Consider the following 14,355-nt stretch of genomic DNA (forward strand, 5'->3'; position numbering starts at 1 on the left):
ATGGCACCTTGTGAAGGGGCTCACGAGCGTCACCCCTTGGGGTGCTGGATACTCATTCTCATGAGCACCACGGAGCGTCCCAGGATCCTCGTTGTAGGAGGTGGGTACGTAGGCCTGTACGCAGCCAAGCGCATCATGAAGAAGATGCGTTACGGCGAGGCGACCGTCACGGTCGTCGACCCGCGCTCGTACATGACCTACCAGCCCTTCCTCCCCGAAGTGGCCGCAGGCAGCATCTCGCCTCGGCACGTCGTCGTCCCGCTGCGACGCGTGCTGCCCAAGGCAGAGGTTCTCACCGGCCGGGTCACGACCATCGACCAGGACCGCAAGGTCGCCGTCGTCACGCCGCTGGTCGGCGAGGCGTACGAGCTGCCTTTCGACTACCTGGTGATCGCGCTCGGCGCCGTCTCCCGCACCTTCCCGATCCCCGGCCTGGCCGAACAGGGCATCGGCATGAAGGGCGTCGAAGAGGGCATCGGCCTGCGCAACCACGTACTCGAACAGCTCGACAAGGCCGAGTCCACGACGGACGAGAACGTCCGCCGCAAGGCCCTCACCTTCGTCTTCGTCGGCGGCGGCTTCGCCGGTGCGGAGACCATCGGTGAGGTCGAGGACATGGCCCGCGACGCCGCGAAGTACTACGCCACGATCAAGCGCGAGGACATGCGCTTCGTCCTGGTCGACGCGGCCGACAAGATCCTCCCCGAGGTCGGGCCCAAGCTCGGCACCTGGGGCAAGGAGCACCTCGAGTCGCGCGGCATCGAGATCTACCTCAACACCTCCATGGACTCCTGCGTGGACGGCCACGTGGTGCTGAAGAACGGCCTCGAGGTCGACTCCAACACCATCGTGTGGACCGCCGGCGTCAAGCCGAACCCGGCGCTGGCCCGCTACGGCCTCCCGCTGGGCCCGCGCGGCCACGTCGACGCCGAGCCGACCCTCCAGGTCAAGGGCACGGACTACATCTGGACCGCGGGCGACAACGCCCAGGTTCCGGACGTCGCCGCCCGCAAGGCCGGCGTGGAGAACGCCTGGTGCCCGCCGAACGCCCAGCACGCGCTGCGCCAGGCCAAGGTCCTCGGCGACAACGTGATCTCCGGCATGCGGGGCTTCCCGCAGAAGGAGTACGCGCACTCCAACAAGGGCGCGGTGGCGGGTCTCGGCCTCCACAAGGGCGTCGCGATGATCGTCATGGGCAAGATGAAGATCAAGCTCAAGGGCCGGCTCGCCTGGTACATGCACCGTGGCTACCACGGCATGGCCATGCCGACCTGGAACCGCAAGATCCGCGTCTTCGCCGACTGGACCCTCGGCATGTTCCTCAAGCGCGAGGTGGTCTCCCTCGGAGCCCTCGAAACCCCGCGCGAGGAGTTCTACGAGGCCGCCAAGCCGGCGCCGGCCCCCGCGGCCGCCGCCGCACCGGCCGAGAAGGCCAAGGCCTCCTGACCCGGCGCAGCCCGGCAGGAACCTGAGCACGACCCGTACGTCCCCGAAGGGGCCGCCCGCCATCCGTGGTGCGGGCGGCCCCTTCGGCGTACCCGCCGGTACCTCCCCTGATTGACGCGCCGCCGAAGTGGGTAGGCCGTTCGGTCGGAACTTCTGGAGGTGCCTACGATGACCGACGCCGCGCCGCGGCTGGCCGCTCTTGCCGAAACCTTGCTGGGCGCCCCCCTGCCCGTCCGCATACGGGCCTGGGACGGAAGCGAAGCCGGCCCCGCCACCGGCCCCACCCTGGTCCTGGCGCACCGGCGCGCCCTGCGCCGCATGCTGTGGAAGCCGGGCGAACTGGGCCTGGCCCGCGCCTGGGTCGCCGGTGACCTGACCGTCGAGGGCGACCTCTTCGAACTGCTCGACCGGGTGGGGGGCCTGCTCTGGGAGCGGGAGCCCGCCCCGGCCGCCCCGCCCGCCCCGACACCGCCGACGGGGCTCGCCAAGCTCGCCGCCCTGCGCCCGTTCCTGCCCGCGCGGGCCTCCGGCGCCGTCGACACGGCCGCGTTACTCCGCGACCCGGCCGCACGGGCCGCCGTACGGGAACTCGTGACCATGGCCCGCCCGTGGCCCGCGCCCGCGCCGCCCGCCGAGGAGGCCGTGCGCGGCGGCGGACAGGCCCACACCAAGGGCCGCGACCGGCAGGCCATCAGCCACCACTACGACGTCGGCAACGAGTTCTACGAGCACGTCCTCGGGCCCTCGATGGTCTACTCGTGCGCCTACTGGACCCCGGGCGGCACCCTGGAGGACGCCCAGCGCGCCAAGCTCGACCTCGTCTGCCGCAAGCTCGGCCTCACCCCCGGCACCCGGCTCCTCGACGTGGGCTGCGGATGGGGCTCCATGGCCCTGCACGCGGCCCGCGAGTACGGCGTCCGGGTCACCGGCATCACCCTCTCCACGGAGCAGGCCGCGTACGCCCGCAAGCGCGTCGCGGAGGAGGGCCTGACCGACCGGGTCGAGATCCGGGTCCAGGACTACCGGGACGTCAAGGACGGCCCGTACGGGGCGATCTCCTCGATCGGCATGGCCGAGCACGTCGGCGCCGACCGCTACCGCGAGTACGCCCGCACCCTGCACGCCCTGCTGGCCCCCGGCGGCCGGCTCCTGAACCACCAGATCGCCCGGCCCCCGGAGCCCGACGAAGAGGCGTACCGGATCGACGAGTTCATAGACGCCTACGTCTTCCCCGACGGGGAGCTCTCCCCGCTGGGCACCACCGTCGGCGAGCTGGAGCGGGCCGGCTTCGAGGTCCGCGACGTGGAATCGCTGCGCGAGCACTACGCGCTCACCCTGCGGGCCTGGGTGGCCCGGCTGGAGGACCACTGGAGCGAGGCCGTACGGCTGACCTCGCCCGGCCGGGCCCGCGTCTGGCTGCTGTACATGGCGGCCTCCGCGCTCGGCTTCGAGCACGCCCGCCTCGGCGTGAACCAGGTCCTCGCGGTCCGGCCGCACCCGGGCGGCGCCTCGGAACTGCCGCTGCGCACCCGTACCTGGGGGGCGTAGCCCCGCCGCGGGCGGCGGACGACGGGAAGGGCCCCGGGGCGAACGCCCCGGGGCCCTTCCGTGTCCCTGCCGCCGTCCGGCGGGCTACTCGGTCTTGATCGCGGTCAGCATGTTCAGCCGGGCGGCGCTGCGGGCCGGCCACATGGCGGCCAGGACGCCGACCACCGCGGCCAGCAGGAGGAAGATGCCGATCCGGTCGTAGGGGAGGACCAGTTCGTAGTTCGGGACCGCCTTCGTGAGCGTGGTGCCGACGGCCCAGGCGAGGAAGACGCCGATGGCCACGCCGAGGACCGCGCCGAAGAGGGAGATCACCACGGCCTCCAGGCGGATCATGTTCTTGACCCGGCTCCGGTCGAGGCCGATCGCCCGCAGCATGCCGATCTCCTGGGTCCGCTCGAAGACGGACATCGCCAGGGTGTTGACCACGCCGAGCACCGAGATGATCAGCGCCATGCCGAGCAGGCCGTACATGATGTTCAGCGCCGTGTTGACGATGCCGCCCATCTCGTTGCGCATGTCCTGCTGGGTGGCGACCGTCATCGCCGGGTTCTTGCCGAGGGCGTCGACGACGGCCTGCTGGTTCGCCTTGGACTCCCCGCCGGCGGTGCTGACGTACACCTCGCGGATGTACTGGTCCTCGTTGTGCTGGGCCAGGATCTTGTTGTCGAGGACGTACGGGGAGAGCAGGCCTTCGAGGTCCTCGTAGACCGCGCCGACCTTCAGGGCGCCCTTCTGGCCGTCGTCGAACTTGACGTCGAACGTGGAGCCGGCGGTCAGCTTCTGGTTCTTCGCGGTGCTCTCGGCGACCGCGACCTCGCCCCGGGCCAGGCTGTCCAGCGAACCGCTGAGGACCTTGATGTTCAGCAGCCGGCCGATGGTGGCCGGGTTGACGCCGGAGGCCGACCGGAAGCTCTCGCCGACCTTGAAGTAGCCCTCCGCCTGCGGGGAGACGGCCGTGACGCCGGGGGCCTTGGCCAGGGTCTCGGCGACGGTCTTGTCCAGGCTGCCGATGCCGCCGGACATGGTGACCTTGTAGTCCGCCTTGAGCTTGTCCGTGCTCATCCGGTCCACGGCCTTGCCCATGGTGATGCCGAGCACCGACATGGTGGTGACGAGGGTCAGGCCGATGGCGAGCGAGGCGGCGGTGACGGCGGTGCGGCGCGGGTTGCGCACGGCGTTCTGCGCGGCCAGCTTGCCGGGGACGCCGAAGACCTTCTGCAGCGCCGGGCGGACGGCCGCGATGACCGGCTTGGAGAGCAGGGGCAGCAGCACGATCATGCCGAGGAGCATGAAGAACGCTCCGCCGCCGATGACCATGCGGCCGTCGCTGCCCATGGACACGCCGAGGAAGACCACGCCGATGCCGACGGCGCTGATGACGCAGCCGAGCACGTTGCGCAGGACCAGCGACTTGGCGCTGGCCGGCAGGTGGGCGCTGCCCATGGCGGCGACCGGGGCGATGCGGCCGGTGCGCCAGGCGGGCAGCAGGGCGGCGAGGGTGGTGACGAGGACGCCGATGACCAGGGCCGCGACGATGGTGCCCGGGGCGATCACGAGGTCGCCGCCGGGGATCTTGGCGCCGAACGAGTCCATCAGGGACCGCATGCCGGTCGCCAGGCCGATGCCGCTGACCAGGCCGATGGCGGCCGAGAGGGCGCCGACGACCAGGGCCTCGGCGAGCACCGAGCGCATGACCTGGCCGCGGTTGGCGCCGACGGCGCGCAGCAGGGCCAGTTCCTTGGTCCGCTGGGTGACCAGCATGGTGAAGGTGTTGTAGATCAGGAAGACGCCGACGAAGAGGGAGATGCCGGCGAAGGCGAGCAGCATGGTGCTCATGCCGCTCATCTGCTTCTTGATGTTCTCGGCCTGCTCGGCGGCGAGGGCGGCGCCGGTCTGGGCGGTGACGTTCTTGGCGCCGAGGAGGGGCTTGACGTCGGCGAGGAGCTGGTCGGCGGAGGTGCCGGCCTGGGCGCTGATCGACAGCTCGTCGTAGAAGCCGGGCTGGAGGTACAGCCGCTGGGCGACCTCGGTGTCGAAGAGCACCAGGCTGCCGCCGGCGTTGACGGAGCCGTCCTCGGTGGTGAAGACGCCGGTCAGGACGAACTCGCGGACCGGGCCGTTGGTGGCGACGCGGACCTTGTCGCCGACCTTGTACTTGCCCTTGGCGGCGGTCTCCTTGTCGAGGGCGATCTGGTCGTCCTTGGCCGGTGCGGCGCCGGCGGTGAAGTCGTAGCGGGGGTCCTTGCCGTCCTTGGCGGGGGCGAAGTTGGAGCCCTTGTTGGCCCAGCCCGAACCAATCAGCTTGCCGTCCTCGTCGCCGACGCCGGCGAAGCCGGACACGCGGCCGGAGACGGCGTCGACGCCCTTGACTCCCCTGACCTTGTCGAGGGTCTGCCGGCTGATGCCGGGGTCGCCCTCCTTCTGGCCCTCCTCGTTGCGGCCCTGGCCGTACGAGGTGACGGAGACGGCGACGCCGTCGTAGCTCTTGGCCGACTGGCCGGACAGGGACTTGCTGAGGGTGTCGGTGAAGACGAGGGTGCCGGAGACGAAGGCGACGCCGAGGGTGACGGCGAGGACCGTCATCAGCAGCCTGGCCTTGTGCGCGAGGACGTTGCGCAGGGCGGTACGGAACATGGGGATCTCAGTCCTGGGGCTGGAAGTCTGGAGGAGGGCTTCGTGGCTCGGGGAGTCCCCGGTCAGCTGGTGCGGCCCTTGGCGTCGAAGGCCTTCATCCGGTCGAGCACGCCGTCGGCGGTGGGCTGCGCCATCTCGTCGACGATCCGGCCGTCGGCGAGGAAGATGACGCGGTCGGCGTAGGAGGCGGCGACCGGGTCGTGGGTGACCATGACGACGGTCTGGCCGAGCTCGCGCACCGAGTTGCGCAGGAAGCCGAGGACCTCGGCGCCGGAGCGCGAGTCGAGGTTTCCGGTCGGCTCGTCACCGAAGATGATCTCGGGGCGGGAGGCCAGGGCGCGGGCCACGGCCACGCGCTGCTGCTGGCCGCCGGAGAGCTGGGTCGGGCGGTGGGAGAGCCGCTCGGAGAGGCCGACCATCGCGATCACGGTGTCCAGCCACTGCTTGTCGGGCTTGCGGCCCGCGATGTCCATGGGCAGCGTGATGTTCTCCAGGGCCGTCAAGGTCGGCAGCAGGTTGAAGGCCTGGAAGATGAAGCCGATCTTGTCCCGGCGCAGCTGGGTCAGCTGCTTGTCCTTGAGGGTGCCGAGCTCGGTCTCGCCGATGCGGACCGAGCCGGAGGAGAAGGTGTCCAGCCCGGCGACGCAGTGCATCAGGGTGGACTTGCCCGAGCCGGAGGGGCCCATGATCGCGGTGAACTGGCCCTGGGCGAAGTCGACGGAGACGTTGTCCAGCGCGACCACCTGGGTCTCGCCCTGGCCGTACACCTTGGACAGCTGCGTGGCGCGGGCGGCCACGGCCTGGATGGTGTGCGGGGCGTAGTTCATGGCGGTCAAGGGGGGACTCCTGTCGGGCGGACTGCGAACTGCGGGACGCTTCCCATCCTCACGGCGCCCCTACGGGTTCCGGATCAGCCGCGGTGCCCGTTCGCAGGCCCACTGGAGTCTGACCGGGCGTCCGCCCGCCTCCTCCTTTGGTATGACACGGCCCCGGGCGGCCCCGGCCGCCGCCGCGCGGACCGGGGTGGCGGCCGGGGTGGCCCGGGGTGGCGGAGGGGGTGGCGGGGCGGCGGCGGGGCGGCGGCGAAATTACGTCAATCCCGGTCCGGTGACCGGTGTCCCCAGGAGCGGTGCCCACCGTGACTTATCGGCCCTGACGCCCACTCAATCGCCAATAAAATCAGACAACATCGGATAGACGGCCGTCTGGGGCGGAGGGTGTTACGGATAGGCTCGCGTCAGCGTTCAAGGCTTTTCCACGGGGGCCCGCGGCGCCTTGCCCGGATGGTGGAATGCAGACACGGCGAGCTTAAACCTCGCTGGCCCTCGGGCCGTGCCGGTTCAAGTCCGGCTCCGGGCACTCAGCAGGCGTTCCGTTTATCCTCTGCGCCCCACCGCGCCTTCTCCTAAGATCCTCCTCCAGCAGTAGGGTGCTTTCTTTGCGAGCGCATTACTCTTGACGCAAGGCTGCGCACGGTGGCCATGGAGGAGTGAGATGAGGAGCAGTAACCCGGTCTTCTCGCGACGGGGGTTCAGCCGCGACAACGGCGGCTACGCGGGCTTCGAGGCGCAGCACGCGCAGGCCGGGACCGCGACCAACCCGTACGCGACGAATCCGTACGCCACCGACCCCACCACGGGGATGCCGGCGGCGCCGGTCAACAGCAACGCCATGACCATGGACGACGTCGTGAGCCGTACGGCCATGACGCTCGGCACCCTGATCGTCACGGCGACGCTCGCCTGGATCTTCCTTCCGGTCGACCCGGAGAACATCAACGCGTCGTACGCCATCGGGATCGGCGCGATGCTCGTCGCGTTCGTCTTCGCGATGATCCAGTCCTTCAAGCGCAAGGCCTCGCCGGCGGTCATCCTCGCCTACGCGGCCTTCGAGGGCGTCTTCCTCGGTGTGATCAGCTCGGCCACCAGCACGTACTTCGGTGCCGGTGTGGTCATCCAGGCCGTCATGGGCACGATGTGCGTCTTCGCGGGCGTCCTCTTCGCCTACAAGATGCGCTGGATCCGCGTCACCCGCCGCTTCACCGGTTTCGTGATGGCCGCGGCCGTCGGCTTCATGCTGCTGATGCTGGCCAACCTGCTGGTCTCGCTCTTCGCGGGCGGCGACGGCCTCGGCTTCCGCAGCGGCCCCCTGGGCATCCTGTTCGGCGTCGTCGGCATCATCCTCGGCGCCTGCTTCCTCGCCCTCGACTTCAAGCAGGTCGAGGACGGCGTGGCCTACGGCGCCCCGCGCGACGAGGCCTGGCTGGCCGCCTTCGGCCTCACCACGACCCTGGTGTGGATCTACATCGAGATGCTCCGCATCTTCCAGATCCTCTCGGGCGACGACTAGCCGGACCGCCTCACGGCACCCACGGCACCACAGCACGGGGAAGGCCCCGCGAGCACACCGCTCGCGGGGCCTTCCCGCGTTCCGGAACGGACAGCGTCAGAACGGACAGCGTCAGAACGGACAGGGAGTCGGGGCCGGGGGTGAGGGCTCAGCCGAACCGGCGGGCGGCTCTGCGCAGGTCGTACTCGTGGATGATCGCCTTGGCCTGGCCGTGCGACAGGTCGTGCGCGCCGAGCAGCCAGCTGACCTTCTCCTCGAACCGGAGGAGGGACGGACCCTCGTCGACGGCGCGGAGCCAGTCGGACAGCTCACGACCGGTGGTCTGGGGAATTCTGTCGATCATGTTGCGGTGGGTCTGTTCGGAGAACTCTACGGACATGGGCGCCTCCGGAGGTATCGCCGTGCTGTTCTCTTCACGTCACCGTGCCGGAGAGTTCGCCTGTTGGCAATGGCGCCGGAGCGGCGCGTAAGGTCGGCCGGGTGCTCGATACCTCACCCCTGACCGCAGCCGTGGAACGATTCGCCGACCGCCTGCGGGCCGCCCCGCAGAGCCGCCTCCAGCGCGGCGCGGCGGCCGAGGGGCTGGCCCTGGCCCGGGAGCTCGCCGTACGGGCACAGCGGCTGGAGGAGCCCGCAGGGGCGGCTCCGGAGCGCGTGGTGCCGGACGCGGGGATCTTCGTCGTGGGGGACCAGCTGTCGGTGACGGGCCTGGACCTCGCCGAGGCGCTGCGCGCCCGCGCGGCGGGCCCGGACACGGGAACGGCCCCGTCCGTGCTGCTGGACGAGGCCGTGGCGCTGGTGGAGCGGGCGGAAGTCAGAGCGATGCGATGACGCGGTCCGCGAGGATGTAGACGTTGCTGTCCGGGTCCTCGGCGTCCCCGCAGGAGAAGGTCAGCGCGTAGGCGCCGGAAATGCCCGAGCCGCCCAGCAGGACCGGCGCGGTGCCCGCCCGCAGGGCCTCGGAGAGGCGCTCCGCCGTCTCCCGGTGCCCCGGGGTCATGCACAGCGTCGTGCCGTCCGTGAAGACGTACACGTCCAGCGTGCCCAGCGGGCCGGGGCGGACGTCCGCGAGGGCCGTACGGGCCTCCGCGAGCTCCTCCAGCCGGTTCACCGTGCGCTCGTGGTCGGCGCCGTGGTGCGACTGGACCGGCACGAAGTCGGGGTGCGAGGGGTGGCGCCGGCGGGCGGCGGCCAGTTCGGCCGAATCCTCCGGGTACTCGTCGGCGAGGTCGTCGCCGAGCACCGGCTCCAGCCCCACCAGGTCCGCCTGCCGGGGCAGGAAGACCGGGCTGTCCTCGCCGAGCCCGGGCAGCCCGCCCAGCAGCGAGGGGGCGTCGGCGGCGTCACGGGCCTCCTGCGCGGCCCAGAAGGCCCGCGCCTCGGCCAGCTCCCGCTCCCGCTCCTCGGCGAGGGCTTCGGCCACGGCGGCTCGTATCTCCGCGGCGGGGGACTCCACGGCGTGGCGGGCGTGCGGGACGGCCGCGGCGCGCGCACGGACGGCCGGCATCGCCAGCTCACCGCGAAGGGCGGTGACCTGCTTGCGCAGTCCGTGTACGGCGTGCAGCGCAGCAGCGCCCACGGCCGTGGCAGCGGCCGTGGTCAGCAGCAGGGCAAGAGACATGGCGCTCACTGACTAACTCCTGATTGATTCGATCCCCCGACTTCCTACATCAGCTTGTCCTCTGCTGGGAATGGCGTGCAGTGCATTACGTCATGAATTGGACAGGTCTTTCGTCCTTGGGCCGCCGGGGGGATGGCGTCTGACCTGGGCAAATGCCGATCCCCCAGGACAAAGGTCACATCCTGGGGGAGATTCGGTCACAGCTCGGCCGCGACGGGGTTAGATTTCATGTCAGTACAGCGCATCGATCTAGAGGATCCCTTGCGGCGTCAGGGGTTCCGGCTTGATCGCTGGTGGGAGGGGGTCGCGAGCATCTCCACTGCGACCAAACCCCTACCCTCCGCTACGGCTCGGCTCAGGCGCTCGATCTTGTGATCGCGCCGGGCCTCAGCTCAGGCGCTCCGATCTTGTGGTCGCGCCTGGCTTCGCCACCGCTGCGGGCAGGTGCCGTCCCTCGTGCCTCGGGGCGGCCCCTACCCTCCGCTACGGCTCAGCTCAGGCGCTCGATGACCATGGCCATGCCCTGGCCGCCGCCCACGCACATCGTCTCCAGGCCGAACTGCTTGTCGTGGAACTGGAGGCTGTTGATCAGGGTTCCGGTGATGCGCGCACCGGTCATCCCGAACGGGTGACCGACGGCGATGGCCCCGCCGTTGACGTTCAGCTTGTCCAGCGGGATCTCCAGGTCCCGGTAGGACGGGATGACCTGGGCGGCGAAGGCCTCGTTGATCTCGAACAGGTCGATGTCGCCGACGGTCAGGCCGGCCCGCTTCAGGGCCTGCTTGGACGCCTCGACCGGGCCCAGGCCCATGATCTCGGGGGAGAGGCCGGTGACGCCCGTGGAGACGATCCGCGCGAGCGGGGTCAGGCCCAGGTCCCGCGCCTTCGTGTCGCTCATGATGACGAGCGCGGCGGCGCCGTCGTTCAGCGGGCAGCAGTTGGCGGCCGTGATCAGCCCGTCCGGACGGAAGACCGGCTTCAAGCCCTGAACGCCCTCCAGCGTGACGCCGGCGCGCGGGCCGTCGTCCGCGGAGACGACCGTGCCGTCCGGGGTGGTGACCGGGGTGATCTCGCGGGCCCAGAAGCCGTTCTTGATGGCTTCCTCGGCCAGGTTCTGGGAGCGGACGCCGAACTCGTCCATGTCCTGGCGGGTCACGCCCTTCAGGCGGGCCAGGTTCTCGGCGGTCTGGCCCATCGAGATGTACGCGTCCGGCACCAGGCCGTCCTCGCGCGGGTCGTGCCAGGAGGCGCCCGTGCTCTGCGCGACCTCGGCCGTACGGGCCTCCGCGTCGGCGAAGAACGGGTTGTGGGTGCCCGGCATGCCGTCCGAGGAGCCGTTCACGAACCGGGAGACGGTCTCGACGCCCGCGGAGATGAAGACGTCGCCCTCGCCCGCCTTGATGGCGTGCAGGGCCATCCGGGAGGTCTGGAGGGACGAGGAACAGTAGCGGGTGACGGTGAGGCCCGGCAGGTGGTCCATGCCCATCTGCACGGCCACGATGCGGCCCAGGTTGTGGCCCTGCTCGCCGCCCGGGAGGCCGCAGCCCAGCATCAGGTCGTCGATCTCGCGCGGGTCCAGCCCGGGCACCTTGGCGAGCGCGGCCTGGATGATCTGCGCGGTCAGGTCGTCCGGGCGGACGTCCTTGAGCGACCCCTTGCCGGCGCGCCCGATGGGAGAGCGGGCGGTGGAAACGATGACGGCTTCGGGCATCGGGACTCCAAGGGGTGCGTCGTTGCGGGACCGCATGCGAAGTTACCGCCCCGTACGGTCGAGGTCACGGGCCACGGCATGTGATGCGGGTCGCTCCGCAGGTCCCGGAGCCGAGGACACCGCCCCCGGGACGCCCCGGCGCCCTCCCGCACCCCCTCCGCGGGGTTCCCCGCCCCGCGGGCGGAGCGGACCGCGGGGCCGGGACCCGGCGGGACGCCGGCCCCGCCGGGCAGGGGCTCCCGTACCGCCCGCCAGGGGCTCCGTACCACCCGACAGGGGCTCGCGTACCGCCCGGCAGGGCGGGGCCGGGGGCGCGGGCCGGGGTCAGGCCGTTTCCGAGACCGGGGCCGGCGGGGACGCGGCCGGCGGGAGCTCCTCGCCCGCGACCCGGCGTCTGCGCCGGTGCTTGAGCAGCGCCCACGGACCGCGGGCCGGCGTGACCTCCGTACCGGCCTCGCCCGCCGCCGCGGACGCCGCCTTCGCGACCGGCAGCATGTCCTCGTCCCGCGACACGTCCAGCCGGTCGGACTCCGGCCACAGGCCCAGCGCCGCGCACAGCGTCGGCAGTATGGCCATCGCGGCGGTCGCGTACCCCTCCGCCGACGGGTGGTAGGAGTCGGGCCCGAACATCTCCCGCGGGTTCGCCGCGAACTCCGGCCCCAGCAGGTCGCCCATCGAGATCGTGCGGGCCCCCAGGGCCAGCACCCCGATCGTCTGCGCCGCCGCCAGCTGCCGCGACACCCGCCGGGCCATCCAGCGCAGCGGCTGGTAGACCGGCTCGATCGTGCCCAGGTCCGGGCAGGTCCCCACGACGACCTCGGAGCCCGCCAGCCGCAGCCTGCGCACCGCCGCCGTCAGCAGCCGCACCGACTGCGTCGGCGGCATCCGCCGCGTCACGTCGTTCGCCCCGATCATGATCACGCACACGTCCGGCGGCGGAGCGTCCCCGTCCAGCAGCAGTCCCACCTGCCGGTCCAGGTCGTCCGACATCGCCCCGGACAGCGCCACGTTCCGCAGCTCCACCGGCCGCTCCGCCACCGCGGCCAGCCCCGATGCCAGCAGCGCCCCCGGAGTCTGGCGGGCCCGCCGCACCCCCAGGCCGGCCGCCGTGGAGTCGCCCAGCATGCCCATCCGCAGCGGCCCGGGGCTCAGCTCGGGCCCGCCGAACTCGCTCCCGTACAGGCCGTCCGCCCGCGGCGGATCCGGCAGACCCGTACCCACGGTCCGCTTCGCGAACTGGACCTCCGCCAGCACCAGACCCACCGCGGCGACCCCGACGAGCCCCAGCCCGCCCCCGCCGTACGCCGCGCCCGCCGCGATCCGGCGGGCCGTCCTCGCCCTGGACACCCTTCAAGCCACCTCGCTCTGCTGTCTGGTCCCGATGACCTACCTGCCCCGTAGTGCAGGTCGGCCAATCCCTTTCCGCATACTCTGGCCGGACCTCCCGGAGAACCCGTGGAGTCCCCTCCTTGGAGAACATGGTGCAATTCCACGACTCGATGATCAGCCTCGTCGGCAACACCCCGCTGGTGAAGCTCAACCGTGTGACCGAAGGCCTGCAGGCCACCGTCCTTGCGAAGGTCGAGTACTTCAACCCCGGTGGATCCGTGAAGGACCGGATCGCCGTCCGGATGATCGAGGCCGCCGAGCAGAGCGGTGCCCTCAAGCCCGGCGGCACCATCGTGGAGCCGACCAGCGGGAACACCGGCGTAGGACTCGCCATCGTGGCCCAGCAGAAGGGCTACAAGTGCATCTTCGTCTGCCCTGACAAGGTGTCCACGGACAAGATCAACGTGATGCGCGCGTACGGCGCCGAGGTCGTGGTCTGCCCGACCGCCGTCGACCCCGAGCACCCGGACTCGTACTACAACGTCTCGGACCGCCTCGCGCGCGAGCCCGGCGCCTGGAAGCCCGACCAGTACAGCAACCCGAACAACCCCCGTTCGCACTACGAGACCACCGGCCCCGAGCTGTGGGACCAGACGGACGGGAAGATCACCCACTTCGTCGCGGGCGTCGGCACCGGCGGCACGATTTCCGGCACCGGCAACTACCTCAAGGAGGTCAGCGGCGGGAAGGTCAAGGTCATCGGCGCCGACCCCGAGGGCTCGGTCTACTCCGGCGGGTCCGGCCGCCCGTACCTCGTCGAGGGCGTCGGCGAGGACTTCTGGCCCACCGCCTACGACCCGAACGTGACCGACGAGATCATCGCGGTGTCCGACAAGGACTCCTTCCAGATGACCCGCCGCCTCGCCAAGGAGGAGGGCCTCCTCGTCGGCGGTTCCTGCGGCATGGCCGTCGTCGCCGCGCTGCGCGCCGCCGAGGGCCTGGGACCGGACGACGTCGTCGTCGTCCTGCTGCCCGACAGCGGCCGCGGCTACCTCAGCAAGATCTTCAGTGACGAGTGGATGGCGGGGCACGGCTTCCTGGAGGAGGCGGGCCCGGCCGCGCGCATCGGCGACGTGCTCAACGACAAGGAGGGCGGCATCCCCTCCCTCGTCCACATGCACCCGGAGGAGACCGTCGGGCAGGCCATCGAGGTGCTGCGCGAGTACGGCGTCTCCCAGATGCCGATCGTCAAGCCCGGCGCCGGCCACCCCGACGTCATGGCCGCCGAGGTCATCGGCTCCGTCGTCGAGAAGGAGCTCCTCGCGGCGCTCTTCGCCCAGCGGGCCTCCCTCGGCGACCCGCTGGAGAAGCACATGAGCTCCCCGCTGCCGCAGGTCGGCTCCGGCGAACCCGTCTCCGAGCTGATGGCGGTGCTCGGCGAGGCCGACGCGGCGATCGTGCTCGTCGAGGGCAAGCCCACCGGCGTCGTCAGCCGCCAGGACCTCCTCGCGTTCCTCGCCAAGGGCTCCAAGTAGCCCCACGGCGACCGGCCGGCCCGGCGGACCGGGGCCAGGTGCCCCCGCCCGCCGGGCCTGCCCGTTTCCGGCCGGTTTCCGGCAGGTCGCGCAAACGGTACGGGCCCGACACGTCACGGCAGCACCCGCTTAACACGGGTTCGGCACAGTGGGTGTCGTCGGCAGGAAGGACCGGGAAACCG

At 71.2% G+C, this 14,355-nt stretch carries 11 protein-coding genes and 1 tRNA gene; 6 read left to right on the forward strand and 6 right to left on the reverse strand.

Annotation, left to right across the window (positions count from 1 at the left end; genetic code table 11):
* Positions 1-60: 60 nt before the first annotated feature.
* Positions 61-1,446, forward strand: coding sequence for an NAD(P)/FAD-dependent oxidoreductase (locus tag AC07B0_RS21850; RefSeq protein ID WP_356880271.1), 1,386 nt, complete (start codon positions 61-63; stop codon positions 1,444-1,446).
* A 168-nt stretch (positions 1,447-1,614) separates the two neighbouring features.
* The gene (locus tag AC07B0_RS21855) at positions 1,615-2,994 is read left to right on the forward strand and encodes a class I SAM-dependent methyltransferase (protein WP_478898746.1); all 1,380 of its coding nucleotides are present in this window, start codon (positions 1,615-1,617) and stop codon (positions 2,992-2,994) included.
* Between the two features lie 84 nt (positions 2,995-3,078).
* Here AC07B0_RS21855 and AC07B0_RS21860 read toward each other — a convergent pair whose 3' ends face one another.
* Positions 3,079-5,628, reverse strand: a complete 2,550-nt coding sequence (locus AC07B0_RS21860) for an ABC transporter permease (RefSeq protein WP_356880267.1) — start codon at positions 5,626-5,628, stop codon at positions 3,079-3,081.
* A gap of 62 nt (positions 5,629-5,690) precedes the next feature.
* Positions 5,691-6,455, reverse strand: a complete 765-nt coding sequence (locus AC07B0_RS21865; protein ID WP_467298458.1) for an ABC transporter ATP-binding protein — start codon at positions 6,453-6,455, stop codon at positions 5,691-5,693.
* A gap of 450 nt (positions 6,456-6,905) precedes the next feature.
* Here AC07B0_RS21865 and AC07B0_RS21870 point away from each other — a divergent pair.
* Both AC07B0_RS21870 and AC07B0_RS21875 read left to right on the forward strand, forming a co-directional pair.
* Positions 6,906-6,987 (forward strand) — tRNA-Leu (locus AC07B0_RS21870).
* Positions 6,988-7,122: 135 nt separating this feature from the next.
* Positions 7,123-7,977: a Bax inhibitor-1/YccA family protein gene (locus AC07B0_RS21875; protein WP_356880265.1), complete on the forward strand. Its 855-nt coding sequence runs from the start codon at positions 7,123-7,125 to the stop codon at positions 7,975-7,977.
* Between the two features lie 148 nt (positions 7,978-8,125).
* Here the strand turns inward: AC07B0_RS21875 and AC07B0_RS21880 are convergent, their stop codons facing one another.
* Positions 8,126-8,356: a DUF4287 domain-containing protein gene (locus AC07B0_RS21880; RefSeq protein WP_356880263.1), complete on the reverse strand. Its 231-nt coding sequence runs from the start codon at positions 8,354-8,356 to the stop codon at positions 8,126-8,128.
* A gap of 101 nt (positions 8,357-8,457) precedes the next feature.
* On the opposite strand from AC07B0_RS21880, the gene AC07B0_RS21885 reads away from it, so the two are divergent.
* Positions 8,458-8,808 (forward strand): hypothetical protein, encoded by a 351-nt coding sequence (locus AC07B0_RS21885; protein ID WP_356880261.1) that lies wholly within the window; start codon positions 8,458-8,460, stop codon positions 8,806-8,808.
* Here the strand turns inward: AC07B0_RS21885 and AC07B0_RS21890 are convergent.
* The 3 genes from AC07B0_RS21890 to AC07B0_RS21900 form a co-directional block, all read right to left on the reverse strand.
* A complete protein-coding gene (locus AC07B0_RS21890; protein ID WP_356880293.1) occupies positions 8,792-9,598 on the reverse strand; it encodes a hypothetical protein in 807 nt (268 codons plus the stop codon). The two genes, AC07B0_RS21885 and AC07B0_RS21890, sit on opposite strands and share 17 nt — an antisense overlap.
* Before the next feature lie 490 nt (positions 9,599-10,088).
* Positions 10,089-11,309: an acetyl-CoA C-acetyltransferase gene (locus AC07B0_RS21895; protein WP_356880259.1), complete on the reverse strand. Its 1,221-nt coding sequence runs from the start codon at positions 11,307-11,309 to the stop codon at positions 10,089-10,091.
* 324 nt (positions 11,310-11,633) lie between these two features.
* Positions 11,634-12,656 (reverse strand): SGNH/GDSL hydrolase family protein, encoded by a 1,023-nt coding sequence (locus tag AC07B0_RS21900; RefSeq protein ID WP_356880257.1) that lies wholly within the window; start codon positions 12,654-12,656, stop codon positions 11,634-11,636.
* A 134-nt stretch (positions 12,657-12,790) separates the two neighbouring features.
* Here AC07B0_RS21900 and AC07B0_RS21905 point away from each other — a divergent pair, with 134 nt between their 5' ends.
* Positions 12,791-14,173, forward strand: coding sequence for a cystathionine beta-synthase (locus AC07B0_RS21905; RefSeq protein ID WP_467298461.1), 1,383 nt, complete (start codon positions 12,791-12,793; stop codon positions 14,171-14,173).
* Positions 14,174-14,355 lie beyond the last annotated feature (182 nt).

The organism is Streptomyces sp. NPDC044704 (assembly GCF_056433525.1).